This window comes from Psychrobacter sp. DWR1-2-3, from assembly GCF_049896465.1.
Classification (GTDB): Bacteria; Pseudomonadota; Gammaproteobacteria; order Pseudomonadales; family Moraxellaceae; genus Psychrobacter; species Psychrobacter maritimus.
This window is the reverse complement of record NZ_JAFCUJ010000001.1, coordinates 552,736-578,509: the sequence shown is the minus strand read 5'-3', so window position 1 is coordinate 578,509 and position 25,774 is coordinate 552,736. Positions and strand designations below refer to the sequence as shown.

Here is a 25,774-nt window from a genome sequence, read left to right as displayed (position 1 = left end):
CCATGAACCAACGAACCATAAAAACAGCGATAGCCGTTACAGGTACTGGTCTTCATAGTGGTCAACCTGTTGACTTAGAGTTTCATCCACAACCGATCAATACCGGAATCGTATTTGAACGTTCTGATATTGTCGGTAGCAATCCTATTCCTGCCAGTGCCTTTTTGGTACAAGATACCATGATGTCATCGAATCTCGTATTTGGTGGCACCCGTGTGGGCACCGTTGAGCATTTGCTCAGTGCGGTCGCAGGACTTGGCGTTGACAACCTGTTAATCCGCGTATCGGCGTCAGAGATACCGATTATGGATGGTAGTGCCGCCCCATTTGTGGGACTGCTGCTACAAGCAGGATTTTGTGAACAAGAAGTGGCAAAGCGCTTTATTAAGATTGTGCGCCCAGTACGCGTTAAAGTTGACGATAAATGGGCAGAGTTACGTCCTTATGAAGGCTTTGAGCTCAATTTTGAGATTGATTTTGACCATCCAGCCATTGATAAAGATTTTCAGCATGCACAATTGCAGTTTTCAACGCAAAACTTCATTGAGCAGTTGAGCTCAGCGCGTACTTTTGGTTTCTTACGTGATATCGAAACTTTGCGTCAGAATAACTTGGCGTTAGGCGGCAGTATGGACAATGCCATTGTCATTGATGATGCCAGTATCCTTAACGAAGAAGGCTTACGCTTTAATGATGAATTTGTACGTCATAAAATTTTAGATGCGCTAGGCGATTTATATCTGATTGGTTATCCGATTTTAGGTCGTTTTAATGCGTATAAGTCTGGTCATGCACTAAATAATATGTTGGTACGTGAGATATTATCAGATCCTGATAACTTTGAAATTGTAACTTTTGATGACAATGTAACCTGTCCTATCGAATATTTACCATTAAATGGTTTAACAGTTGAAGTATGAATACAGGAATATACACGAAGTATCGAAACATTTACGCAATATTACATAAGATGGTTATAAGTAGCGCTAAATAATATTCGTTTAAATAGATATTTTCTTTCTCATTTTACCAATAACCTGCTTCAGAGTAGGTAAAATAAAAGATGTGAGAAATAATAAAATCATCTGTCAGTGAGGTTCACATTGTGAATGGCACTGACAGATGATTTTTTTTGTTGACGTAATTACAAAAACGCAGCTTTATCGGCGTCAATTACGGGTTTAATTTACATAAGTTTACAGAGTAAAGCGGGTATTTTTACGGATTAATCAGGCGCAAAAGTGCCTTTTTGAGATTTTCATCAGTGGTGACATGCTCTGCAGCCTGTGATATAGTCCGCTTTGTGTTTTGGCTAAGAGCCTGATTTTCATGGGCTTTACGAGGCTTTGATAAGGGTGCCGACAAGGCTTGTGATGATTTAGGATAATCGTTATGGGCAGAATTTTTGGCTACTACGACGCGGATTTGCTTGAGTTGTTTAAATGTAATTGACTGCTCTGTTAACACCTGCAAATAAGCGCTCTGTAAATAGCGAATATGATTGGCGGCAGTCATCGAGCCCACACTGAGTATAAGTTGCTCAGAGGTTAAGCCCACGACCCAGCAGTTATCGAGGATTTCCTCAGGTAGACAATCTACCAAAAGCTCTTTTACTTCGGTCGTAGCTTGCAGATATAAACGCATATTATCAGCCAATGTTTGAGGTAGCGCACTACCAGCAAAGGCTTGATGATCGATAAGTTTAGCAAGTCGGTTAGGTTGTTTTTTTGACATCGTGAACACTCATCTAATAGGTGACAAAATCGATATTCATCATAAACAGCGAGCTTTTGTACTAAGGATTTTATCATGTTTATTTCATGGTCATCTTCCCTAAATTAATTCATGCTTTGTCACGGATGACGAGCAATCCTGTATTCACAATAGGTAGTAAATTTATGAAACAAGCTTTATTAATTTTGTCAGTATTGGGAATGGGTATAGCACAGACGAGTGGTGCTGTCGAAACAACCTTTCAACCAAATAATACCTTGAGTCATACCATCACCAATATCTCTACTTCTGCGAACTACGGTTCAAGTCGCAATATCTATAGCACTAAAAGTGGTGCTTATGTCTCAAGCAATGATGAAATCAGTCAAGCAATTGACAATCTTAGTGCCCATGCTAAGCAAAAAGAATATCAGCTTGCCTCGCTAACCAGCCGCTTGTCTTATGAGCAGCGTCAGCAGCAAGCAAGCTCAGTGCCAGATCGTTATTCTGCACCTGCGATTGCCGCCGCCAATGCTTCACGTGTGGCGCTATCTAGCAGTAGTGGTTACTGTGCTCGTTATGTGCGTAAAGCCCTACAATCAGCGGGTTATGAATTTACGCCTAACCCTTCAGCGTATCAGTATGCCTCTCGTGGCACATTGGCCCAAGCTGGCTTTACTAAAATCAGTAACAATACGCAGCCACAAGTAGGCGACGTCGTGGTCTATGATCGCACCTCAAGACGCCCGCATGGCCATATTCAAATATTTGATGGTAATGATTGGGTTTCTGACTTCCGTCAAAACAGCATTAGCCCATACAGCGGTCATCATAACTACACGACATGGCGTGATTCAAAATACGTCGATGATGCATCAGATCGCGGTATCTACCTTGCAATGGCTGACAAATAAGCAGCAGCTAGATGTAACGTAATTCAAAAGTTTTCTCCGAACCCAGTAATGCTCTTTATGACATTACTGGTTTTTTTTGCTTGGCATAAAGAGGTTATTTGATTAAAGAAGCTATGTAGTTGGAGAAGGTGCTTAATTTAAGCAGCTATCTAGCCAGCGCTGCCTGCTTATCAAATATTGACCAATATTGCAGATTGTGAAAATCGGGCGGGGAGGCGTGTGTGGGCGCAAAATATAACGCCGTTGTACCGAGCCTTGTACTAACTGTCGTGGCAAAGCTTAAAATCACACAGGGATGAATGTATTCAATGGCAGTATCATCGATAAAAGCCTTTGCGTTAGATAGTTGGCTTAAGGGCACAGCAAAGCTGCGTTCATAAAGATAAGGGTTAGCGGTGCTGGTATTAGGTGTCAATGAATCGATAGCAGGTTCGATTTGCGCTGATAAAGAGTTTTGCTCTGCGTTGGCAGTGTCATTATTCGCAATGCCATTATTCGCAGTGTCATTACTTGCAGGGCAATGGCTGGCTGTCCAGTTAATAAACGTCCGTATTTGCCCATCAGGTTGTAAAAGCGGCGTTGGCGGCAGTGTCGCAGGATTACGATAGCTTTCGAATTCGTAAAGCGCATAACGACCGTCAGGGCTGGCATTAACTTCAATATAAGCGCTAGTTTTATTAGCATCCGCTCCATCAATGCCAATCTCATTAGCGTCATTTATCGAAACGCTATTATTTATTAATTTGTCTGTTATTAAGCCACCTGCTAAAAAGCACTCAAGGCAAGTTTGCTCCCATAAATAATCTGCAAATCCTACCTGTGTCGGTTGCCATGTTGGCCAGTCTAATTGCGCCGCTAACGATTTAAGTGGCAGCGTTATGTGATAATCAAGCTGTAAATACCATTCTGGCTGCTGCGCGCTTCGAGTTATCTGTGCGGTTTGGGCTATCTGATTTGTTTGAGCTAAGGTTGCGATGACTTCTACCTGAATGCTTTGTAAGTCCTCTATCGTCACGCCAAGAGTTTGGGCATCAGCGGCAAGGGTGTCGGTTGCGAGGCATAGATGAAAGGTTTGGCTCATAAGTTAATAATATCCGCAGTTTAATAGTATTAAGGATATCTTATAGGCGGTTCGCTATAAAATGAATACCAGTAGCGCGTTATAATACTTGTACTGATTTTATTTAGGACTGACTATAAATAGAAAACAGGAAATGGCGTATAGATAACATAAAAGCCGCGAGCAAAATGCTGAGCGGCTTTTATTAGATAGGATAGAACATAAACTAAGCTGAAAATAACAACTTACTGCGCATGACGAGCAAGGTTTGATAGCTTAGGATTGGCATGTGGGTTTTTACGTAGCAAAAGCGCCATACGACCAATTGAATGAACCAAAGAGGCATTAGCTGCCGCTGCAAGCTGAGCGCCGATGACATCGCGTTCTTCTTTGGTGCCAGCTGGCAGTTTTACTTTGATAAGTTCATGATCCGTTAAAGCGCGATCAATCTCTTCAGTGATACTTGGGGTAATACCTTTGTTGCCAATCATAACGATAGGTTTTAGGTCATGACCAATGCCTTTTAGGCGTTTGATGGTAGCGTTATCGAGTTGCATATAATTCCTAGATGTTGGTAAAAATAAAAGATGGTGCTATTGAGAGCAGATAATGACCATTATAGATAATCTGTGGTCATCTTGCATGAGATCAGCAGGATTTTGCACGATTTTACGTGATGAAAATGTTAAACTGAAAGTATGAGTACATTATAAACGCTACGGTCTTATAAAGCAGTGTTTTCACCAAGAGAATTTAACCGTAAAAGGTTACAAGGTGCATAAGAGGTTCAATAGCTAATTTAGCTAGGTAGCTTAAGCGCCTAGCAATAGCCATGTTATAGACAACTGTTTTATCAATAGACAGATATTGAATCGTTATAGATAGCCACCTTATAAGCCGCTAGCCATGTTTTGCAAAGTAATAGGAGCAGTCATTTTGGTCACGCGTATTGAAAATAAAAAGTTGTCAAAAAGCAGCAGTGCTTGGATGCAGGAGCACATTGACGATCCTTATGTGAAAAAAGCCCAAATAGATGGCTACCGTGCCCGTGCTGCTTATAAGTTGCTTGAGATTAATGAGAAGACCAATCTGATCAAAAAAGGCATGACCGTCGTCGATTTAGGCAGTGCGCCGGGTAGTTGGTCACAAGTCGCTGGCAAATTGGTCGGTGAAAAAGGCGTGTTGATAGCCTCTGATATTTTGCCAATGGATACCTTGCCCGATGTTACCTTTATTCAGGGCGACTTTCGCGAGGCAGAGGTGTTTGACCGTATCATGGCAGAAGTGGGCGATAAACAGGTCGATGTGGTGTTGTCCGATATGGCACCCAATACCGCTGGCAATAGCGCCATCGATCAGCCGCGTATGATGTATTTATGCGAGCTGGCAGTCGATTTCGCCCTCGCAACCTTACCAGAAGGTGGCGCGCTTATTATGAAAGTGTTTCAAGGCGAGGGTACACAGGAATTACGCAAGCAGATGCAGGCGGATTTTAGTAAAATTCGTAGTATCAAACCGGGTGCTTCACGACCACGCTCAAAAGAGATGTTTTGGATTGCCATCAAGTAACAGGTATGCAAACCTTTCTATAAAATGGTTTTAAGGTCAATCAGTTGCACAAATTTTCCAGATGATGGGATTTCATCATCAAGAGTATTGCTGATTAACATAAAACCGCTACAATCGTTAACTGAATAAATAGGAATGCTGCTTGAATTATTCAGGTTAGCACCACATATCATGGTATATTAACTTTGTTTTGAATCTATATCGTTTTAAATATATACCTATATATTAAGGCTGTGTTTTAAACAGAGTTGTTTTAAGCAAAGTCGTTTAATAGTAAGCGCTTTATTGGCTCAGTTATTTATGTTCGTTTGTCTATTTATCTTGCTTAGGGTTTTAAGTTATTTAAATCCGAGCTTGAACGATAATTTACAAATGGGTATTGAATAATGAGGCATACGTTTGCATATAGACGTCACGTGTTTAACAAACACACCAATAAGTAAGGGATGGGAATAACTAGTGAGCGACATGGTAAAAAATACCTTATTGTGGCTGGTGGTAATCGGCGTTTTAGTGCTGGTGTTTAGCGGCTTTGATCAATCTTCTGAGCCGGATAGCCTTAACTACTCTGAGTTTGTGACCGCTGTGTCAGAAAACCAAGTAGCCAGTGTTGAAATCGATGGCGAGCAAATCACCGGCGAAAAGAAAAATGGCTCATCATTTGAGACCATTCGACCAGCCGTGGCTGATGAACAGCTAATGCCGCTATTGCGTGAAAACCAAGTTGAGGTGCAAGGTACCGCGCCTAAACGTCAAAGTGTCTTGATGCAACTATTGATAGCCAGTTTCCCAATTTTATTAATTATTGGTCTGTTCCTATTCTTTATGCGTAATATGCAGGGCGGCGCTGGCGGTAAAGGCGGTGGTCCGATGAGCTTTGGTAAATCAAAAGCCAAAATGCTGACCGAAGACCAAATCAAGGTTAACTTTGATGACGTTGCTGGCTGTGAAGAAGCCAAAGAAGAGGTCGTTGAAGTCGTTGAGTTCCTGCGTGACCCTGATAAATTTACCAAATTGGGTGCAACGATTCCACGTGGTATCTTGATGGTAGGTCCTCCGGGTACGGGTAAGACGCTTTTAGCACGAGCCATCGCTGGTGAAGCTAAAGTACCGTTCTTCTCAATTTCAGGTTCTGACTTTGTTGAGATGTTCGTCGGTGTTGGTGCATCGCGTGTGCGTGATATGTTCGAGCAAGCGAAGAAAAGTGCGCCTTGTATCATCTTTATCGATGAGATTGATGCGGTCGGTCGTCATCGTGGCTCAGGTATGGGCGGCGGTAACGATGAGCGCGAGCAGACATTGAACCAATTATTGGTTGAGATGGATGGTTTTGAAGGCAATGAAGGCGTTATCGTCATTGCGGCGACCAACCGTGCTGATGTACTGGATAAAGCACTATTGCGTCCGGGTCGTTTTGACCGTCAGGTGCAAGTAGGTCTGCCAGATATCAAAGGTCGCGAACAAATCCTGAAAGTGCACTTACGTAAATTACCAAATACCATCGGTGTCGATGCGCATGCATTGGCGCGTGGTACTCCTGGATTTAGTGGTGCGCAGTTAGCCAACCTTGTGAATGAGGCGGCCTTATTTGCCGCGCGTCGTAACAAGCGCAGCGTCGATATGAATGACTTTGAAGATGCAAAAGACAAGCTATATATGGGTCCTGAGCGTAAATCAATGGTCATCCGTGAAGAAGAGCGCCGTGCGACTGCTTATCATGAGGCGGGTCATGCCTTAGTTGCTGAGTTGCTACCGGGTACCGACCCTGTGCATAAAGTGACTATTATGCCGCGTGGTTTTGCCCTTGGGGTGACGTGGCAGCTGCCTGAGCACGACCAAACCAGTATGTATAAATCAAAAATGCTCAGTGATATTGCGATTTTATTTGGTGGTCGTATCGCAGAAGAAGTATTTATCAATCAGATGTCGACGGGTGCTTCAAACGACTTTGAACGTGCTACCAAGATGGCACGAGCGATGGTTACCAAATACGGTATGTCAGATGCGCTAGGTATCATGGTCTATGAAGATGATGATAACTCACAAGGTTACTTCGGTGGCGGTGGCCGGACGATTTCAGAAGCGACGCAACAAAAGGTTGATGAAGAAGTACGCCGTATGCTAGAAGAGCAGTATGACATCGCACGCGAATTGATTGAAGGCAATCAAGAAAAAATTCATGCGATGGTAGATGCTTTGATGAAATGGGAAACCATTGACCGCGATCAATTGCAGGATATTCTAGCTGGCGAAGAACCGCGTCCGCCAAGAGTTTATCAGCATAATGAAGTAAACTTATCAAAAAATGATGTGAAAACCACGACTTCAACACCGCCGCCATTACCAGCGATGTAGTTTCTGGTTTATTAGTCTAGTTTTTTAAGATTGCATCTATTTTTGATAGAAAAAGCCCTTTTTAATAAAGGGCTTTTTTGTTGCTACAATTTTATCAAGGCTTTAGGAGAGCATCAGATTTGCTGCTATCATAGGCATTATAGCTTGGTAGATTATCACGACAGCTAAAACGATTTTACGAACTGAATTTATAATGGATACCTTATGTCATTATTCCAACCTTTACCTAATTATACGGTGATAAGTCGCGATAAAGTATTAGATTTATCGCAGCCGCATATCATGGGTATTTTAAATGTAACCCCAGATTCTTTTTCTGACGGTGGGCAGTTTAATGCTATCGATAGCGCCCTTGCCCATGCTAAAGAGATGATTGCCGCGGGTGCAAGCATTATCGATATCGGCGGTGAATCTACCCGTCCAAATGCGCAAGCTGTAGCGACTAGCGATGAGATAAAGCGCGTTGTTCCAGTGGTCAAAGCGATTCGTCAGCAGCTAGGAAGCATAGGTAAAGATATTTGGCTCTCTATTGATACCAGTAACCCGGCGGTTATGCAGGCAGCTTTTGATGCCGGCGCAGATATCTGGAATGATGTACGAGCGCTTAAGCGTGATGGTGCGGCGGCAATGGCAGCCAAGCTGGATATTCCTGTCATGCTGATGCATATGCGCGGTGAGCCGACGACGATGAATAATTTGGCACAGTATGATGATGTGATTAAAGACGTCAGTGCCGAGCTAGCAGCGCGTATTGATGAGGTAACGAATGTCGGCGTTAAGCGTGAAAAAATCATTATCGATCCAGGTTTTGGCTTTGCAAAAGACTATGAGCATCATCGCGCACTATTAAGTCAGCTTGATAGCCTGCAAACGCTTGGGTTACCAATGATGTTTGGTATTTCCCGTAAGCGCTTTTTAGCAGAAGTACTGACTAAAAGTGGAGTCGAAGCCGTTGCTACTACCCAAGCGCTAGAACGTGATGCGGTAGGAACAGCTGCTGGAATCTTTGCGCTGCAGCAGGGCGCTAGTATTATCCGTACCCACAATGTCGCTATGATGCAGCAAGCCGTGGCATTATGGCAGCAGTTATCAAGTTATCATCAAGGCCAATAGGCTACTACCTTTTTATAAAATAATTTTTTATAAGAAAGCTTTTTATAAGAAAGCTTTTTATAAATGGCATCTTTATAAATACAGCTTAATCCTATTATTTATTAACCTTATTATTTATCTAAATGTCTATTCAGTTAAATACCATTTAAACCTACGAGAACACTTTTATGACGACTAGCAATCAACCAGAGCCAAACAATCAACCAGAACCCACCCTCGAGCAACGCCGCATTATTTATCAAGCCCGCCGCGGATTAAAAGAATTAGACTTTTATATCGACCCTTATATTAAAGAGTTGTATTTAACCGCTGACCCAAGCGAACAGGCAACTTTTGCAGAAATGCTGACTCATGAAGACCCTGATTTATTGGATTATTTTACCAATCAAAGCCGTCCAGAAAATGAAGCCATATGGGATTTGGTCAATAAAATCAAAACATGGCGCCATAGTAAAGACTTGACGTAATCGTTTAATATTTATTTTAAGCCTGCTTGGGTATTCAATTATGATATCGACAACTTCGCTACGTATCGATGTACCTATTCAGCCTGCAAGCTGTTTGCGCCTGTTATTTTATATGCTCTTAGCAAGTGTGATGGTGATATTGACAGGACTTGCGTCCTTGGCGTTGTGGCAATATGTACTGATATTTGTGGTTAGCGTCGCCGTCGTCAGCTACTTAGCGTTATCGCGCCCGATATTAATGCATCTAAGCCAGCCGCCATTGGATAAAAGCGTTTATCAGCATTGGCAACAACTCATGCGTAGCAGTCGCGGTGATGCCCTATGGCAGGCAGAGCTTACGGCGGTGAGTAGCTATCCATGGGTTATATGCTTAAGCTTTATTGTCATAGAACCTTATCAGCGTCATTTATCAGTAACGGTATTTCGCGATCAAGTCAGCGCAGAACACTGGCGCGAATTAACGATTTTGGCAAATACCATTTCTCATTAAACTGCCTAAATAAAGCCAGTCTCATATTTATGACTGGCATTGCTTGCATTTATTTTCTTGTTAATCGCTAACGATCTACTACATCCCATAACAAAATGCCTATCTAGATAGCGAAAGAGATTTGCTATATTGCAATTAAGCGTCAATAGCTAACTTATTTAAGTGTTTGTTTAAACCGACCTGTTTATAACCACTTGCCATATTTCTGGTAAATGGCTATTTGCATGAGTTAACTGAATGCAAAGCTTTTGATAATGAATGTTTTATAATAAAAAGGAAGCGATTATGAGTTTATTAGGGAATTTAGTGAGCCAAGTTGCCCGCAGTGCCATGGATCCAGAAGATGCACAGCGCAATCCGGTCAATCAACGTATCAATCCACGCCGTACCGGTGGATTAGGGGATATTTTGGGCGGCGTATTGGGCGGTGGTAATCAGCCAAGTGGCTACAATCCGCAGCAGTATGAACGCCGCGCTGATAATGGCCTTGGTCTAGACGATATCATTGGTGGGCTCACAGGCGCCAACCAACGCGGTGGTATGAGCTCAGGTGCTGGTGGACTTGGCGATATTTTAGGTAGCGTATTGGGTGGTCAGGCGACTGGCGGTCGAACTTCTAGAAGTGGCTTTGGCGGTAAAGGCATGCTGATTGCTGCGCTTATGCCTATGGTGCTCAGCTGGATCAAACGTAATGGTGGTTTAAGCGGCGCTTTATCAAAAATTACTGGTATGGGGTATGACAATCAAGCGCGTTCTTGGATGAGTAATCAAGAGGCCAATGATAATCTGGACCCTAATGAAATTACCCGTTTATTTGATGAAAGTGAAATCCAGCAGGTAGCCGCGCATACTGGCGCAAATGAGATGGAAGTACGTCAAGGTCTCGCTGAGCTGTTGCCTGAAGTGATGAATCAATTGACGCCCAATGGCAATTTGGATAATGAACCTGAAGCCAACGAAGAGATTGATCAAATTATGAATCAATTATCGAGCCGCTTAGGGACGTTAAAATAATTGAGCACTTTGAAATTCAGTATGATTAAACGTCAAATTTAGCCAAAATATCATAAAAAAGGAGCGCTTTTAATAAAGTGCTCCTTTTTTATGGTCAATGGTTTAGCGCTATTATTAATAACTTATCTCCGTATATTTATGCTGTATGCTAAATAAATATGTTAAAAATGGTCAACAATAGAAAAATGCTGATATAAATCTTATAAGATGTTCATATGACCCATGTATTTTTCCTATCGCAGTTACTATCTCGATAGCATTTCATATGACATGACTGTGTGATTTTATAAGCATTGATAAGGATATATTTCTCATGCCATTTAAACCTATCCAAGCAGCGATTGCCATTGTAGTTGGTTTAATCATTTGGTTTGTTATTCCGGTACCAAACGGAGTCACACCCGAAGCGTGGCATATGCTGGCTTTGTTTATCGCTACTATTGTCGCCATCATTGGTAAGGTGTTACCCATCGGCGCGATTGCCATTATTGCCGTTACCTTGGTCGCGCTTACTGGGGTGACCAATGAGAGTCCAAAAGAAGCCATCGCTGATGCTTTATCAAGCTACTCAAGTCCTCTGATTTGGCTGATTGGTATTGCCGTGATGATATCGCGTGGCTTGATAAAAACGGGTTTAGGTCGACGTATCGCGTATTATTTTATTTCTATTTTTGGCAAAAAGACGATTGGGGTTGCGTATTCTTTAACTGCCGCAGAGTTGATGATAGCACCTATCACGCCATCTAATACCGCTCGTGGTGGCGGTATTATTCACCCAATTATGAGATCAATTGCGCAAAGCTTTCATTCTACGCCAGAAGAGGGCACCCAAAATAAAATTGGCCGCTACTTAGCGATGGTCAATTACCATGCAAATCCGATTACGTCCGGTATGTTTATTACCGCCACTGCGCCAAATCCATTGGTGGTAGATTTGGTCAATAAGGCAACGGGCAGTGAGATTCAGCTGTCATGGACGACGTGGGCGGTGGCGATGTTCATACCAGGGATGTTATGTTTATTATTAATGCCACTGGTGATTTATCTGATTTATCCGCCCGATGTTAAGGTAACGCCTGATGCGAAGAAATTTGCCAAAGACAATCTGACCGAGATGGGTCAGGTAAGCTTGCAAGAAAAAATCATGCTGGGCGTCTTTGCGCTGATGCTGATATTGTGGGCGAATATCCCAGCGCTAATTTTTGGTGAACAGTTAAGCGTTGACGCCACCACCACCGCGTTTATTGGCTTGACGACCTTGATATTGACTGGCGTCTTAACTTGGGATGATGTACTGAAAGAAAAATCGGCATGGGATACGATTATCTGGTTTGGTGCTCTGATTATGATGGCGTCATACCTTAACAAACTCGGTCTTATCAGCTGGTTCTCTGATAATATCGAATCAATGATTGGCATGATAGGAGTCGGTTGGGTCGGCGCTGTGGTTATTTTAACTTTGGTTTATCTTTATATTCACTATTTCTTTGCCAGTACCACCGCGCATATTACCGCGCTGTTTGCCGCTTTTTATGCCGTTGGATTAAGCTTAGGTGCACCGCCGATGTTATATGCGCTCATTTTAGCAGCCGCCGGTAATATCATGATGACGCTTACCCATTATGCAACGGGTACTGCGCCCGTTATTTTTAACTCAGGCTATGTGACATTAGGAGAATGGTGGAGTATTGGCGCCATTATGAGTGTGGTAAATCTGGTCGTATGGATCGGCGCTGGTTTGATTTGGTGGAAGCTGCTTGGTTATTATTAAAGGTTAAAGGTTAATAATGTGCGCTTAAACGAGCTAAAAACGCTCATCCAATGTCTCCAAGGTATAGTTGAGCGCCTCAAAGCAGATATCGGTATTAAAGCCGCGATATTGTAAAAACCGTAGCTGACGTGCTTTGTCTTTTTGTTCAGTCGGTATGTCATCGCCGTATTTTTTGGTACGTGCGCTGACTGCCAGTTTTAGCCAGTCAATGCCTTCAACTAAATTATCGGCGCTGTCGTCTATAAACTCGCTAAATTCTTCCGATTCTGCATTCGCCATATCGATAAGCTCGTCGATATTACCGGGCATGGCAATTTTTTTACGATAAAACTCCTGCTTGATACGCCCGCGTCCGCGCCCTTTGCGGATATTTTCCCGAATAAGCATCAGGGTAGTACGATAATCACTTTGATAACCTTTTTCTTCAAACTCATCGAGCAGGGCATCGATTTTTTCTGGGTCTTGCTCTTTATCAAGCAGTTTTTGCTTGAGCTCAGCCTTGCCGTATTCACGGCGCGATAAATAATAAAATGCCAACCAACGTAAGCGGCTTTCGGCTTTAATGGCATCAATATCCGCTTGGCGTTGTTCAGGGGTACGCAAATACGCTTTAAGCGCCGCGGGTAGGTTGTCGGCTGTGCTATCGGCTTCATCATCACCATCATGGTTATGGCTTGCCGTTAGCGTAGAGGAATAACTCGAGCTTTCTGGATTGTGCCCCGTGCTAGTCTCAAGGTCCTCATCGTTTTTATTACCGTGAATATCTTGCTTAACCTCAGCGAGCATCTCTTTGATACTTTGCGCTTCTGGTGGCTGATAAGCAGGCACATCACTAGGCTCAGGGCTAAATTTAGCCGCTGGGTGAAAACGCTTTTTACGTTTCTTGGATCTAGTAGGGTTTTTACTAGTAGAAGAGTGAGCGTCAGCTGATTCTACCTCGAGGCCAGAGTCGTCGGATAACGAATAATCTTCACGAGAGTAGGTTGAGTGCTTGCGCGTCTTAGCCGTTTTTTTTGGCTTGTCTTGATAGGAGTGCTGAGAATGCTTGACAGATTCAGAAGATTTGACAGGTTTTTTTGCTTTGATAGTAGGACTACTCGCTGAATCGGCATCCGATTCAGCAAGTATTTCAGCCAAGGTTTTAATTTTCATAACAATTTAATTTTCATAACAAGTCATGATCATTGATAACGGTTAATAAGTAAGCCGCTATTGTACAGGTTCAGAAGCCAGCTCTTCATTGGCTTCGTCAGTATCTGTGGCTTTAGCTTGTTTTTTTGTCCCAAGCTTTTCATCACGAATTTTAGCTTCGATTTCTTGTGCAATCGCGGGATTTTCTTTTAAGAACAACACAGAATTGGCTTTACCTTGACCGATTTTTTCATCGCCATAGCTATACCAAGAGCCAGCTTTGCCAACTGCGCCAATCTCAACACCCAAGTCAATCACTTCGGCTAAATGGTTGGTACCTTCACCATAAGTAATCTCAAACTCGGCTTGGCGGAAAGGCGGTGCCATTTTATTTTTGATGACTTTAACACGGGTTTGGTTACCGATGATTTCATCACCGTTTTTGACCGCGCCAATACGGCGAATATCCATACGGACTGAGGCGTAGAACTTAAGCGCATTACCGCCAGTCGTGGTCTCAGGGCTACCGAACATCACACCAATTTTCATACGGATTTGGTTAATAAACACCACCATACAATTTGAGCGTTTGGCATTACCAGTGATTTTACGTAGCGCTTGGCTCATTAGACGTGCTTGCAGACCCATGTGTGAGTCGCCCATCTCGCCTTCAATCTCCGCGCGCGGCGTCAACGCAGCCACGGAATCAATGACAATCATATCAACCGCCCCAGAACGCACTAGCATGTCGGTGATTTCAAGTGCTTGCTCACCATTGTCAGGCTGAGAGAGCAGTAGGTCATCAGTGTTCACGCCAAGCTTGCGCGCATAAACTGGATCTAGTGCATGCTCAGCATCGATAAAGGCGCAGACACCGCCTTGCTTTTGGCATTCTGCAATTGCTTGCAGCGTCATGGTCGTTTTACCCGAGCTTTCTGGGCCGTAAATCTCAACGATACGACCTTTTGGTAGGCCGCCAATACCAAGCGCAATATCCAGACCCAACGAGCCCGTTGAGACCACATCCACATCCATAATGGCAGAGTCATCACCTAAATGCATGATGGTGTTTTTACCAAACTGCTTTTCGATTTGACCAAGGGCTGCTTTGAGGGCTTTGGCTTTATTTTCGTCCATATAGGACTCCTTGTTATTAATAATAAGTGTAAATAATAAGTATGGCTAATAAACGTACTGACTATTTAGAACTACTCGTCACCAACCACTTGCTCAATGGAATAGCTTACAGGCTCCGTCGTCAGTAAGGAATGTTTGCAAGCAAAGTTGAAGTGGTTGGAAATATTAGGTTTCAGACGGTGATATCGAATATATCACCCTACTATACAGTAAAATTCAATAATGAGAAAAGCAAAAAAAAGTTCATAATCTTTGCTAGTAAATAAGCGTAATAATGTCAGTAAGCTTAGTTAGCACGTGCTTTTCACGTAATTTTTAAGCCACCCTGTTTTATATCACTGTTGATTAGATAAGGCAATTATAACAAAATCCAAGGCCAATATTGAGGGTGCTGAGAGGCTAAACGACAGTGAGTGTCGTATGATTTTCTATTAAAATATTCCTAAAACAGGCTTGTTTTAACTTTCAGTTTTGAACTTGATGACAGGGTCATTTGTCAATAGATTTATGAGTTGTCCACAATAAAAAAATTATTTTTATTGAGCGCTTGTGAAACATCCATAACGGTTAAATTAATTTAAAAAATATTAAAAATATATTACTTTGCTTTCAAATACCATGTAAGTAATTGATTTTAAACGTTTTAAAAATTGTACAAAAAATGAACGATTTTACCTAACCCTTTAAGCTACCTAGGGAAATACTTGTCAAGTGGCGACTTATACACAGGGTTATCCACAGCTTATGGGGAGAACTCACGAAACCCTTATGCTATCAATGTTTGCGCAGATATGAAATATTGCATGCAAGCCAAATATAGTGTGTTTCTGTTTTTGCAACTTTAAATTTAGTCATAAAATTGCTGTCTAATGCCTATGTTTCACATATGGCTTGCGGGTATCTAGTGGATATAGAGCAAGCACTTAGAAGCTCTAACGATTTAAAAGTAGCTAGCACAACGCGCGACGCCTTATATATCAACAGATAAAGTAGGGCAGGAGAGATATTCAGCCACAAAAAAGCGGCTAAGTACTTTTTCAGTATCTTAGCCGCTATAGGGCAATATCGCTAGGGTAGTGCCATCGAGATCAGTCTTTGATATAGATTAAATCCCAAACGCCATGTCCGCGCTCTAAACCGCGGCGCTCAAACTTGGTCATTGGACGAAAGTCAGGACGGTCGGTGAAATTACCTGCGCCTGCTTGATTGGTCAGCCCTGCAAAACCATCCAACACTTCAACCATCCAAAAGGCATAATGCTCCCAGTCAGTCGCCGTATGGAACCAGCCGCCTTGCTTTAAGCTGCGCGTGACAATCGCCATGCGCTCAGGACTGACAAAGCGGCGTTTATAATGGCGCTTTTTTTGCCATGGGTCAGGGAAGTAGAGCTGGATACGATCAATATGGTTTTCAGGTAACTGTTTCAGCAATTGAATAGCATCACCGTTAATGATTTTAACGTTGGTTAAACCTTGTGTACCTGCCATATAAGCGCATTTACCGATACCTGGCTCATGAACTTCGACGCCAACGAAATTGCGCGTTGGCTCAGCAGCGGCCATCTCGATAAATGAATCACCCAAGCCAAAACCAATCTCTACCGTAAGCGGCGCGTCACTACCGTTAGGGCTATCTGCAAATAGCACTCGTAAATCGTTAATGCCTTCAAGATTACCATCACCGAAACTGTTATTGACTAAGTAATGCGCAAACTCTGGCGCAGTCAGTGCCAGTTCGGCATTTTTATTCATATGCGTACGGCGTTTCATAAAGGTATTAACGATACGAATATGTTTACCCTCTGTAGGCTCATTCTGGCTGCTAGCATCGGCATCAATGCTAGTGGCAGTATCGGTGGCAGCCTGAGTTGCAGGGTTCATAGGGTTAGTGCTATTAGGGTTTTGCTCATCAGTAGTATTAGCACCATTGATGTTGTCATTGATATCAGGATGTTGACTCATAGGATTAACAAGGCTTAATTAGGTGGGTAAAGTTGGTTCATTATAAGTGAAATCGTGACCACTGTGAACGGACAATCCAATTTTAGTAAGTTTGTAAGTTTGCCATATATTCTATGTATCGCTACAGTTTCTCTAAATTATACAAAGCTATAGACGGATTTTCTCGATACAGATTGCATATATATGGGTTTTCTATCACTGGCTTTTGGCGTTATCATATAACAATCCTTGATACCGTATTTTTGAGAATCTATAGAGCAGACTGCCATGTTATTTATCGAGACGGATTCGCCGCCCCCTTTTTATCAAGAGCAGCTAACGCCTGAAAAGCGTCAGCAGCTGGATAAATGGTTTATCAGTCAGCGTAGCCAGTTATATTATCTTAAGCGCTTTGAGGAATTTGATAAGCAGGGATATCTGTCGCCAAAATGGCATTGGGCGGCGTTTTTTGTCACTTTTCCTTGGCTGCTTTATCGTAAGCGTTATATGGATGCGATTGTTTATAGCGTCGCCGGTTGGTCGTTTATTCAGCTTAACGTCGCACTGGTGTTGGTGGCGTTTGAATTTGTCGCGATGCCTTATATTGCCGATGCTTATCAGATGGCCATACGTATTGCTATTGCGGCGCTGATATGGCTGTTTTGGTCGGTTATGGTTGCACGCTGGACGGACGCTTATTATTACCGTATGGCAAGGCGCGAGATTGCTGATGCTATCAATGATTATCCGCGTGATGAGGCGGCGCAAAAAGCGCACTTGCAAAAAGAAGGTGGGGTCAGCTTGTTTGGCTTGGGATTGGGCTTTGGGTTTTTTGCCTTTGCTTTAATGGTAATAAAGGTGCAGTTTTTACCCATTGTTGCCAAGCCCAAAGAAAACGAAGTGTTGTTTGATGCTTACGATACCGCTAAAACAGCGCAAAATCGTGTGGCGCTGAGGTATCGGCAAACAGGGCAGTGTCCTAGCAATCTTCCTTTAGATATAGGCACAGAGCAGGTACATATCGCTATCGATAGCAAAGCCGCTGGCGTGCCAGCAACGGATTGCGCGGTCATAGCTACCATCCAGAACGTTAAGTTTCCGATTCGCTACCTAAATAATCAAACGCTGGTCTTTTATCATGTGCCCGATAGCGATAATTGGAACTGTATGACCTCACTCAATAAAAGACAGGCGCCTAAAGGTTGTAATGAAAACTAAAGGTTTTGACACTTAAGATTTTTGACACTTAGGGTTTAGAGTCAGTAGCGAGATCGTCTTTCTCATCGACTGGTATCGCTTGGCTCTTTAGGGCGTCATAAAAATCGGTCAAATCCATTTTACGGGCTTTATCGATATCTTCATCAAATAAGCTCTCAAGCTCCGCTATGGCTGATTGTGCCGATTCAATCATACTGGCTTCGTCGCCATAAATCGCTTGCTGGCGCTCGATCAAGTCATCGTCATAATTACGGAAAGTTTGGACAGTCTCGCGCGCTTTTTCTGCTGAGATACCAAGTAGCTGTAATGATTCACGCGACATATCTAAAGACGATAAATAGGTCTCACGCCAAATATGACAGACGCCGACTTCACGCAAACGGTAATAATGCTGGCGGTCACGGGCGCGTGCTAAGACAATCATATCAGGATAGTTTTTACGCAAATATTGAGCGGTGGTAATAGAGCGCTCTACATCGTCGATGGCAAGGATAAAAACGCGTGCTTTTTTGATACCGGCGGCGCGTAGAATCTCGGGGTTTTTTGGATCGCCATAATAGACTTGGTTACCAAATTTACGCACAAAATCAACGCGATTTGCCGAGCGCTCAATAGCGGTAAATTCGATGTTGTGCATGCGCAGCACGCGACCGATAATCTGACCGACACGACCAAAACCAGCAATAATTACCTGATGCTCATCGTCGGGAATGGTATCGTACTCGCGGCTGGGCTTTCTTTTGGCAAAGAGCGGTTCACCGATTTTTTCTAAGAGTAAAAATGCCAGTGGCGTGAGCGCCATGGAGATGGTGACGATAAGGTTTAGGGTGTTGCCAAGTTCGGGGCGTAGGACATTTTGCGCGCTTGCCACACTGAATAATACAAAGGCAAACTCACCACCTTGAGCGAGGGTAACTCCCAAACGAATACTGGTCGGCCAGCGATTGCCCGATACTTTTGCAATGGCGGTAATCACCGCAAATTTAATCACCATCAACGCCATAGCGCAGCCAATAATAAAGATAGGCTTTGCTAAGATGAGTTTGACATCGGTGAGCATGCCGACCGACATAAAAAACAGCCCTAACAGCAGCCCTTTAAAAGGCTCAATACTGGCTTCTAACTCATGACGATATTCAGAATCTGCTAACAATACGCCGGTTAAAAAAGCGCCCAATGCCATCGATAGACCAATTTGTCCCATTAAAATAGACACGCCCATGACGATAAATAAGGCGACTGCGGTTAAGAGTTCTGATGCGCCACTAGACGCCACAAATTTAAAGAAAGGTCGAATGATATAGCGGCTAGCAAAGATAAGTCCGGCAAAAACGGCAAATACTTTACCAAAATAAATCAAATCGTAGCTTTGTTCGCGCACCCCTGATAAAAATGGAATGACGGCTAACAAAGGGATAACAGCGATATCTTGGAATAATAAAATGGTAAAGGCTTCACGGCCATGGGTACTAGAAAGCTGCTGTTTTTCCGTCAAGATTTGTAGCACAAAGGCAGTCGACGACAAGGCTAAACCAAAGCCAACGATAAAAGCGGTATCAAGCGGCAAGGTAAAAAACTGGTGTAACAGCCACATCAATAGCATGCCTGTCAGACCGACTTGTAAGCCCCCGAGGACAAATATCGAACGCCGTAGCGCCCATAATCGTGAAGGCTGCAACTCAAGACCAATGATAAACAACAGCATGACCACGCCGAACTCAGAAAAGTGCAATAAGCTCTCGGCGTCGCCTGCAACATCTAAACCACTGGGGCCCAATATCAAGCCAGTAATCAGATACCCTAACACCGTCGCAATACCGAAACGCTTGCCGAGTGGTACAAACAGCAGCGCTGCCCCTAAGAAAATCGTAGCTTGTAACATCAAGTTTGGTGAGCCGGCGGCGGCAGCGAGCATCTGGAATCCTTAGCGGTAATGATAAAATAAGCAGTAAAACAGTGTAGATCAGTAATCAAAATTTTTGAACATCGTTTATTTTTTACGATAAATCTTCCATACGCCATTATCTGCCAGCGGATTGCTATAAGCATCGTTACGGCGTTTCCGCGGGGTCTGACGACTGTCGACGATTTTAAAATCAGGTAGGGCATGAACGATAAGCCCCGTGCGGTAAAAGCGTACGCGCTCAGGCTCTAGCATCTCGCCCTTGGTATTGCGGCAAAATACATATGCGCGCAAATCAATAAATTCACGATGCGCCACCAAACGTGCTTCATCATCGTTGTCAAATACGGCACTCATACGGGCGATTTCATCGGCACTATAATCGCCACATTTATCGGTCAGCGCCCCGACCGAGCCAAAACTTTTGGATTCTTTGGCGCGGGTCTTGGTCAGATGTAACCTTTGCACATGATAAATAAACTGCGGTATCTCAAGGCTGGCGGGCAAAGGCAAATAGTCGGGTGGTAGATTGGCCGCCGGATAAAATGCCATCGCGCGCTCAAGCAGACTGTGCCAACGCTGCTGATAAGCTTGGACTTCGGCTAAATTGCCTTCATAAATCGGCATATCACGAATTTGCCGCAAAATATCAGGCGGAAACTGCTCATCTCGAAAGCTGGCAATATCTTCTTGCAGCGTCGATAGCAATGCTTTGGCATGCTTTTTACCCTCGCTTGAGATAGGGTCAACAATGTAGCTTGGAGCAACGAAAGGAGCTGAGCGTCTCGACATGGCAGAAAATAATCCAGTAGTGGCAAATTGGGCGTTTCAGCTTTAAGTATACAGAATTTAGATAAAAAATATGGCGACGCGGTTAAATTTCCCATGATTTTTAACATCCTATTACAATGAAAAAAGCCGCCTGATATAAGCTTATTTAAAATTAACTCTCTTTCTTAGGCGCTGTTTTTATGGATAATGGCTCTAAATACTTCCTAAATCATCATAATCGGCGGAGCTTATTAAAAAATATTAGTAGAGTGGTTTTAAAAATTACCGGTGCAGGATTGGCGCTAGTATTTGGATTTTGGTTGCTATTGGCGTCAAATATGGGACCGGTTTATCTGCCACAGTTTATGGACGGCGCGCTAGATTTTTGGATTCGCATGACGCTGTTGGGGCTGGGGCTGAGTATTTGGCTCATAACAGCAGTTTGGTTCATTTGGTTTGTGCTGCGTTATTGCCGTTACTTGATAAAGTACTATTTGACAAAACGTCGCTTATAAATGAAACATAAATAGACGACGTTTTAATGGATAGTTGGTTTTAATGGATGGTTAGTTTTAATTGATTGTTATAAGAAGGTCATTATTTTTGATATGTCGTATCTGGCTTATTAATGGCTAATGTTTAAAGTTTAGTGTCTTAGAAATCTTACCTAAAATCATGCCTAATGGTTGTGACCAATATGATTATTGGTATCAGTCGCCTGCTGTGAGATATCGCAAACTAAAGCATCGCTATGCGTCTTGGTTTGCGGATGCGCTAAGCTTTCAACCTGAATGGTCGCATGGTGAATATCAAGCTCAAGTAGGCTCTGCTCTAAACTGGTAATCAGGATACTGGATTCATAAATACTCATTTCGCCATCGACGACCACGTGACACGATAGGGCGTTGAGACCGCTGGTGATACTCCAAACATGCAGGTCATGGACTTGTCGTACTTGCGGGTGGGCAAGTAATTTGTCTTCGACCTCAACTAGCGATATACCTTCTGGCGTCCCTTCCATCAGGATATGGACCGAATCACGGACGACGCGGTAACCACTAAACAAAATCAATATGGCGACAATCACCGAGGCCGCCGCATCCGCCCAAATCCAGCCAAAGCTCATCATCAAAAGCGCGGCAACGATAGCGGCAACCGAACCCATTAAGTCACTTAATACATGCAAATAAGCACTTTGCATATTCAGATTGACCGGTGCTTTACCCGCATTTTTTCCTTGACTGTCCTCATTACTGCCTGCATGACTGTGACCATGCGCATCTGTGCCCCGACTGCCACGGTGCATCAGCCAAGCGACCAAAATGTTGACCAACATACCAATGGTAGCAACGATAAGCATGCCTTGGGTCGCAATCTCAGGTGGCGAATTAAAGCGTTTAATCGCCTCATAAAAAATCATGATGGCAATAATAACCAGCGTCGCACCATTAACTGTCGCCACTAAAATCTCAAAGCGTTTATAACCAAAGGTCTTTTGATGGGTGGCTGCTTTTTCACCAATTTTAAATGCCATCAATGTCGCGCCAAGGGCCACCGCGTCACTGAGCATATGACCAGCATCAGACAGCAGCGCCAAACTACCAGTAAGCCAGCCGCCGATGGCTTCGACAAACATATAGGCAGTAATAATGATAAAACTAAATAGCAAGGTACGCTGATAGCCTTTGGTATCGCGTGGTGCAACCGTCTGTTCTAGGTGTTCATCGTGGTCGTGATTGTCTTGATTATCGTCAGTATAACTGTCTTTAGTATAATGACCTTCTGCATCCTTTTGGCCGTGCTTATGGTTATCAGCCGCAGCATTCTCATGAGAATGGTCATTTTTTTCAGATTTTGGGTGATTTTGATTCATAACAACACTCAGGATGATAGAAGGTAAAATTTGATTGCTTATAAAGCTTTGATTGCTTATAACGCTGGGCCTTGCTGTGCTCAAACCAGACAGATATAAAGAATTTAGCACATTTAATAAATGCTTGCTGTATCTAGGCGGAAAACGATGAATTGCCTATTTTGAAAAGCGTTGGTTAGTGACAGCAAGCTATATAGTCAGCTCCATATAAAGAAGATACAGTAAAACTGGAATGAGTTTTTTGTAGCCTCTGTCGGCGTAGGGACAGCAAGCTAGAAAAATTTGTACCAGTTTCACGTTGTCAGATAACGTATCCATTTTATTTAGTACCGACTATAGCGTGATAATTCTAGTTAAAGAACCATGCTAAGAAATTGGATATTACCAGCCAACAGGGTCAATATCCAAGGTCAGCTTCAGATATTTGGCGCTTGGCAGGGCAAGTACAGGTTGCCACCAGTGATGTAATACCCGATGTAATTGCTGTCTGTCTTTGCCTAACAGCAGTAACTGCACGTGGTAGCGACTGTTCTTTTTACTCATTGGCGCATCGATAGGACCGAGGACGGCAAGATTATGCCCATTTGGCAAAATAGCAATCGCATCTTTAAGCGCTTGCGTCGTGGCGGCAAGGGTTTTGCCTTCACAGCGTATTAGGGCAGCGTGGCTATGCGGCGGCAAGCCCATCATTCTACGCTCTTGCAGTAGCTCACGTGCGAATGATAAATAACCATCTTTTACCAGTTTTAATAACAGCTCGTTATCGGGCTGCAGCGTTTGAATCAATACGCGCCCCGATTTATCACCGCGACCGGCACGCCCTGCGACCTGAATCATGAGTTGTGCAGTATGTTCCGGCGAGCGAAAGTCGGCGGATAAAAAGCCACGATCAGCATTGGGCAAACAAACAAGCGTAACATTAGGAAAATGATGACCTTTGGCGACCATTTGCGTACCGACTAAGATGGCAGGCTTGCCCTCATTGATACGCTGATAGATATTTTCCCAGCTGTCTTTACGTCTGGTGGTATCGCGATCGATTTGGATAATAGGGTAAAGCTCTTTACTGGTTTGCGGATTGGCAAAAATCGCATGCAAGTTTTCGCTGAGCCTTGTAGTGCCCATTCCTTTGGCATCCAAATTTTGACTGCCACAATCAGGGCAAACCGTTGGAATATAGGCTTGCCAATCACAATGGTGGCACTTTAAATATGAGCTGCTTGAATAGGAATTAGATGGCGATTGGCTATTATAATGAACGGTTAAATGGGCATCACAGCGTGGACAGTCTGCTTGCCAACCGCAAGCTTCGCATAGCAAAACTGGCGCATAGCCGCGACGATTTAGAAATATTAAAACTTGATCGCCAGCCTCTAGTGTTTGCCGTATTGCGCCAATCAGCGCATCGGTCAGCCCCGTATCATAGCGTGCGCCTTCGTCCGTCGTTTGTTGATGGGTACTTTGCAGGCGCGCATCAATCAGCTGCATGCTGGCAAGCTTGGCATTACCAGGGCGAGTTTGCAATTGACACTCTACCAGCTTACCGTCATCGACCAGTTTTAGATGCTCAAGAGAAGGGGTGGCGGTACCAAGGACGACGGGGATATTGGCTTGTAGTCCGCGATAAAGCGCGACGTCGGCGGCATGATAGCGCAGCGTATCTTGCTGCTTATAAGAGCCATCATGGGCTTCATCAACCACAATTAAGCCCAAATCTGCAAAGGGATAGAGCACCGCTGAGCGCGTTCCAATGATAATTTGCGCATGACCGGTACGGCAATCTTGCCAGCCTTGCAGGCGATGGGTATTGTTCATACCCGAATGCAATAAGACAATATGAGCGGCAAAGCGACTGGCAAAACGCGCGCGCGTCTGCGGCGTCAAGCCAATCTCTGGTACTAATATCAATACCTGCTTGCCTGCTTCTAAGACCGCTTGCATCGCCTGCAAGTAGACTTCGGTCTTGCCACTGCCGGTGATACCGTTTAATAAAAATCCCGTATATTGCTTATCTTCATGAGCAGCAATAATCGCGGTAACGGCAAGCTGTTGCTCTTCATTAAGGGCAAGCGGCATGGTTGCTAATTTAACAGGAGCAGGTGCTTGTTTATTCTGAATATAACGCTCAATAAGGCCTTTTTCTTCTAGCGCTTTTAAGAAACTGCGCTGCATCCCTTCTAACAGCAAAATGTCTTCACTAGCGCCGTGCTCACCGTGTAGTTTAAGCATCTCAAATTGTTGCTTTTGCTTTTTTGCATTAGCGCGAAAATCGTCGTCGCCTACATGCGGCAAAATTCGCCAATGGGTAATCAATAAATCTAGCGGCTTACCTTGCCGCACGAGGGTTGGCAACATCACCGCTAAGACATCACCGAGCGGATAGTGATAATAACGCGCCAGCCAATGCGCCAGCTTTAGCATACTGGTATCTAAAATAGGCTCAGCATCTAAGCATTTATTAATAGGTTTAAGCTTATTGAGGGGTACGTCGCTATCCGCTGCGGCAATATGAGCAATGACGATACCGATTAAGGTTTGACGACCAAAGGATACTTCGACACGGCTACCAATAGGCGGTATATGAGCTGAAGTGCCATTTAGCAAGGCGCTGCTATCTGCTGGCAAGCTGTAGTCAAATACCCGATAAAGGGGCACGGGTAGCGCAACTTGTAGCAACATAAAAGGGCTTCGCAGTCTTATCAGGTGAATAGGGATTAGGAAGAAAGGTTAAGAGATAAATAGATAAAGACTAATAAGCTTAGCACGATGCTAAGCTTATTATCATTTCACATAAAGCCGTAGAGCTTAATAAAGCTCAATAGCCGTCTTATTCAATATACATAATAGATTCGATTTCAACCACGCCGCCTTTAGGTAGCGCCGCGACTTGTACGGCTGCACGGGCAGGGTATGGCTCGCTTAAATTCGCAACGAATACTTCGTTTAACGCGGCAAAGTCATTTAAATCGGTCAAAGAGACGTTGAATTTGACCACATCATTTAAGCTGCCGCCAGCTGCTTCACAAATGGCTTTGATATTCTCAAATACTTGCTTCGCTTGCGCTTCAAAACCTTCTTTTAGCTCCATGGTCTCAGGGTCAAAACCCAATTGACCTGAAATATATACAGTATTACCCACTTTTACTGCTTGTGAATACGTGCCAACAGCGGCTGGTGCTTTATCGGTTTGAATGGTTTGACGAGTCATATGATATCCTTATGATATTTTTTGATGTTTATTTGGTTGAAAAGTGAGCCAAAAATGTCAGGCTGCGTTAAACGCTTAAAATTAAATATACAGGCTAATGCCTAACGTTTAAAAGGCATAGGTAAAA

General features: G+C 43.5%; 22 protein-coding genes. 11 read left to right on the top strand and 11 right to left on the bottom strand.

The genetic code is table 11. From position 1 onward, the window contains the following. The first annotated feature begins 2 nt into the window (after positions 1-2). Entirely contained in the window at positions 3-920 is a 918-nt protein-coding gene (gene lpxC / locus ACP7AA_RS02350; protein ID WP_426222528.1) for a UDP-3-O-acyl-N-acetylglucosamine deacetylase, read from the top strand. A gap of 298 nt (positions 921-1,218) precedes the next feature. Here the strand turns inward: lpxC and ACP7AA_RS02345 are convergent, their stop codons facing one another. Then, positions 1,219-1,734 (bottom strand): hypothetical protein, encoded by a 516-nt coding sequence (locus ACP7AA_RS02345; RefSeq protein ID WP_201625536.1) that lies wholly within the window; start codon positions 1,732-1,734, stop codon positions 1,219-1,221. A gap of 164 nt (positions 1,735-1,898) precedes the next feature. Between ACP7AA_RS02345 and ACP7AA_RS02340 the strand changes: the two genes are divergently transcribed. Then, the gene (locus ACP7AA_RS02340) at positions 1,899-2,627 is read left to right on the top strand and encodes a CHAP domain-containing protein (protein ID WP_191691009.1); all 729 of its coding nucleotides are present in this window, start codon (positions 1,899-1,901) and stop codon (positions 2,625-2,627) included. A gap of 145 nt (positions 2,628-2,772) precedes the next feature. Here the strand turns inward: ACP7AA_RS02340 and ACP7AA_RS02335 are convergent, their stop codons facing one another. Further along, complete coding sequence (locus tag ACP7AA_RS02335; RefSeq protein ID WP_426222527.1) at positions 2,773-3,708, bottom strand: hypothetical protein; 936 nt, start codon at positions 3,706-3,708, stop codon at positions 2,773-2,775. A 224-nt stretch (positions 3,709-3,932) separates the two neighbouring features. Next, positions 3,933-4,244 carry a YhbY family RNA-binding protein gene (locus ACP7AA_RS02330; RefSeq protein WP_183620392.1) on the bottom strand — a complete coding sequence of 104 codons (312 nt, stop codon included), beginning with the start codon at positions 4,242-4,244 and terminating at the stop codon, positions 3,933-3,935. Between the two features lie 379 nt (positions 4,245-4,623). Here ACP7AA_RS02330 and ACP7AA_RS02325 point away from each other — a divergent pair, with 379 nt between their 5' ends. The 7 genes from ACP7AA_RS02325 (at position 4,624) to ACP7AA_RS02295 (ending at position 12,466) form a co-directional block, all read left to right on the top strand. Continuing rightward, complete coding sequence (locus ACP7AA_RS02325; RefSeq protein ID WP_201628228.1) at positions 4,624-5,256, top strand: RlmE family RNA methyltransferase; 633 nt, start codon at positions 4,624-4,626, stop codon at positions 5,254-5,256. 459 nt (positions 5,257-5,715) lie between these two features. Beyond that, positions 5,716-7,611 (top strand): ATP-dependent zinc metalloprotease FtsH, encoded by a 1,896-nt coding sequence (gene ftsH / locus ACP7AA_RS02320; protein WP_271133550.1) that lies wholly within the window; start codon positions 5,716-5,718, stop codon positions 7,609-7,611. A 204-nt stretch (positions 7,612-7,815) separates the two neighbouring features. Continuing rightward, positions 7,816-8,724 (top strand): dihydropteroate synthase, encoded by a 909-nt coding sequence (gene folP, locus ACP7AA_RS02315; protein ID WP_426222526.1) that lies wholly within the window; start codon positions 7,816-7,818, stop codon positions 8,722-8,724. A 167-nt stretch (positions 8,725-8,891) separates the two neighbouring features. Further along, the gene (locus tag ACP7AA_RS02310; protein ID WP_201563327.1) at positions 8,892-9,191 is read left to right on the top strand and encodes a succinate dehydrogenase assembly factor 2; all 300 of its coding nucleotides are present in this window, start codon (positions 8,892-8,894) and stop codon (positions 9,189-9,191) included. 40 nt (positions 9,192-9,231) lie between these two features. Further along, positions 9,232-9,681 carry a hypothetical protein gene (locus ACP7AA_RS02305; RefSeq protein ID WP_426222525.1) on the top strand — a complete coding sequence of 150 codons (450 nt, stop codon included), beginning with the start codon at positions 9,232-9,234 and terminating at the stop codon, positions 9,679-9,681. Between the two features lie 285 nt (positions 9,682-9,966). Continuing rightward, positions 9,967-10,695: a YidB family protein gene (locus ACP7AA_RS02300; RefSeq protein WP_426222524.1), complete on the top strand. Its 729-nt coding sequence runs from the start codon at positions 9,967-9,969 to the stop codon at positions 10,693-10,695. A gap of 313 nt (positions 10,696-11,008) precedes the next feature. Continuing rightward, positions 11,009-12,466, top strand: a complete 1,458-nt coding sequence (locus tag ACP7AA_RS02295) for an anion permease (RefSeq protein WP_201563321.1) — start codon at positions 11,009-11,011, stop codon at positions 12,464-12,466. 33 nt (positions 12,467-12,499) lie between these two features. Here the strand turns inward: ACP7AA_RS02295 and ACP7AA_RS02290 are convergent, their stop codons facing one another. The 3 genes from ACP7AA_RS02290 to trmB form a co-directional block, all read right to left on the bottom strand. Then, positions 12,500-13,618, bottom strand: a complete 1,119-nt coding sequence (locus tag ACP7AA_RS02290) for a regulatory protein RecX (protein ID WP_426222523.1) — start codon at positions 13,616-13,618, stop codon at positions 12,500-12,502. A 57-nt stretch (positions 13,619-13,675) separates the two neighbouring features. Next, positions 13,676-14,734 carry a recombinase RecA gene (recA, locus tag ACP7AA_RS02285; RefSeq protein ID WP_298871445.1) on the bottom strand — a complete coding sequence of 353 codons (1,059 nt, stop codon included), beginning with the start codon at positions 14,732-14,734 and terminating at the stop codon, positions 13,676-13,678. A 1,088-nt stretch (positions 14,735-15,822) separates the two neighbouring features. Further along, positions 15,823-16,695, bottom strand: coding sequence for a tRNA (guanosine(46)-N7)-methyltransferase TrmB (gene trmB, locus ACP7AA_RS02280; protein WP_296174189.1), 873 nt, complete (start codon positions 16,693-16,695; stop codon positions 15,823-15,825). Positions 16,696-16,962: 267 nt separating this feature from the next. On the opposite strand from trmB, the gene ACP7AA_RS02275 reads away from it, so the two are divergent. Continuing rightward, a complete protein-coding gene (locus ACP7AA_RS02275) occupies positions 16,963-17,892 on the top strand; it encodes a pilin (protein ID WP_426222522.1) in 930 nt (309 codons plus the stop codon). A gap of 28 nt (positions 17,893-17,920) precedes the next feature. On the opposite strand, the gene ACP7AA_RS02270 is transcribed toward ACP7AA_RS02275, so the two are convergent. Together ACP7AA_RS02270 and ACP7AA_RS02265 are read right to left on the bottom strand one after the other, a co-directional pair. Further along, complete coding sequence (locus ACP7AA_RS02270; protein WP_426222521.1) at positions 17,921-19,807, bottom strand: monovalent cation:proton antiporter-2 (CPA2) family protein; 1,887 nt, start codon at positions 19,805-19,807, stop codon at positions 17,921-17,923. Between the two features lie 75 nt (positions 19,808-19,882). Beyond that, the gene (locus ACP7AA_RS02265) at positions 19,883-20,587 is read right to left on the bottom strand and encodes a hypothetical protein (protein ID WP_191691030.1); all 705 of its coding nucleotides are present in this window, start codon (positions 20,585-20,587) and stop codon (positions 19,883-19,885) included. Between the two features lie 179 nt (positions 20,588-20,766). Between ACP7AA_RS02265 and ACP7AA_RS02260 the strand changes: the two genes are divergently transcribed. After that, a complete protein-coding gene (locus tag ACP7AA_RS02260; protein ID WP_426222520.1) occupies positions 20,767-21,081 on the top strand; it encodes a hypothetical protein in 315 nt (104 codons plus the stop codon). A 164-nt stretch (positions 21,082-21,245) separates the two neighbouring features. Here the strand turns inward: ACP7AA_RS02260 and ACP7AA_RS02255 are convergent, their stop codons facing one another. From ACP7AA_RS02255 to ACP7AA_RS02245, 3 genes are all read right to left on the bottom strand, one after another. Then, positions 21,246-22,439 (bottom strand): cation diffusion facilitator family transporter, encoded by a 1,194-nt coding sequence (locus tag ACP7AA_RS02255; RefSeq protein ID WP_271133560.1) that lies wholly within the window; start codon positions 22,437-22,439, stop codon positions 21,246-21,248. A gap of 381 nt (positions 22,440-22,820) precedes the next feature. Continuing rightward, positions 22,821-25,118 (bottom strand): primosomal protein N', encoded by a 2,298-nt coding sequence (locus ACP7AA_RS02250; RefSeq protein ID WP_426222519.1) that lies wholly within the window; start codon positions 25,116-25,118, stop codon positions 22,821-22,823. Positions 25,119-25,266: 148 nt separating this feature from the next. Continuing rightward, positions 25,267-25,647 (bottom strand): RidA family protein, encoded by a 381-nt coding sequence (locus ACP7AA_RS02245; protein ID WP_201563303.1) that lies wholly within the window; start codon positions 25,645-25,647, stop codon positions 25,267-25,269. Between the last annotated feature and the right edge of the window lie 127 nt (positions 25,648-25,774).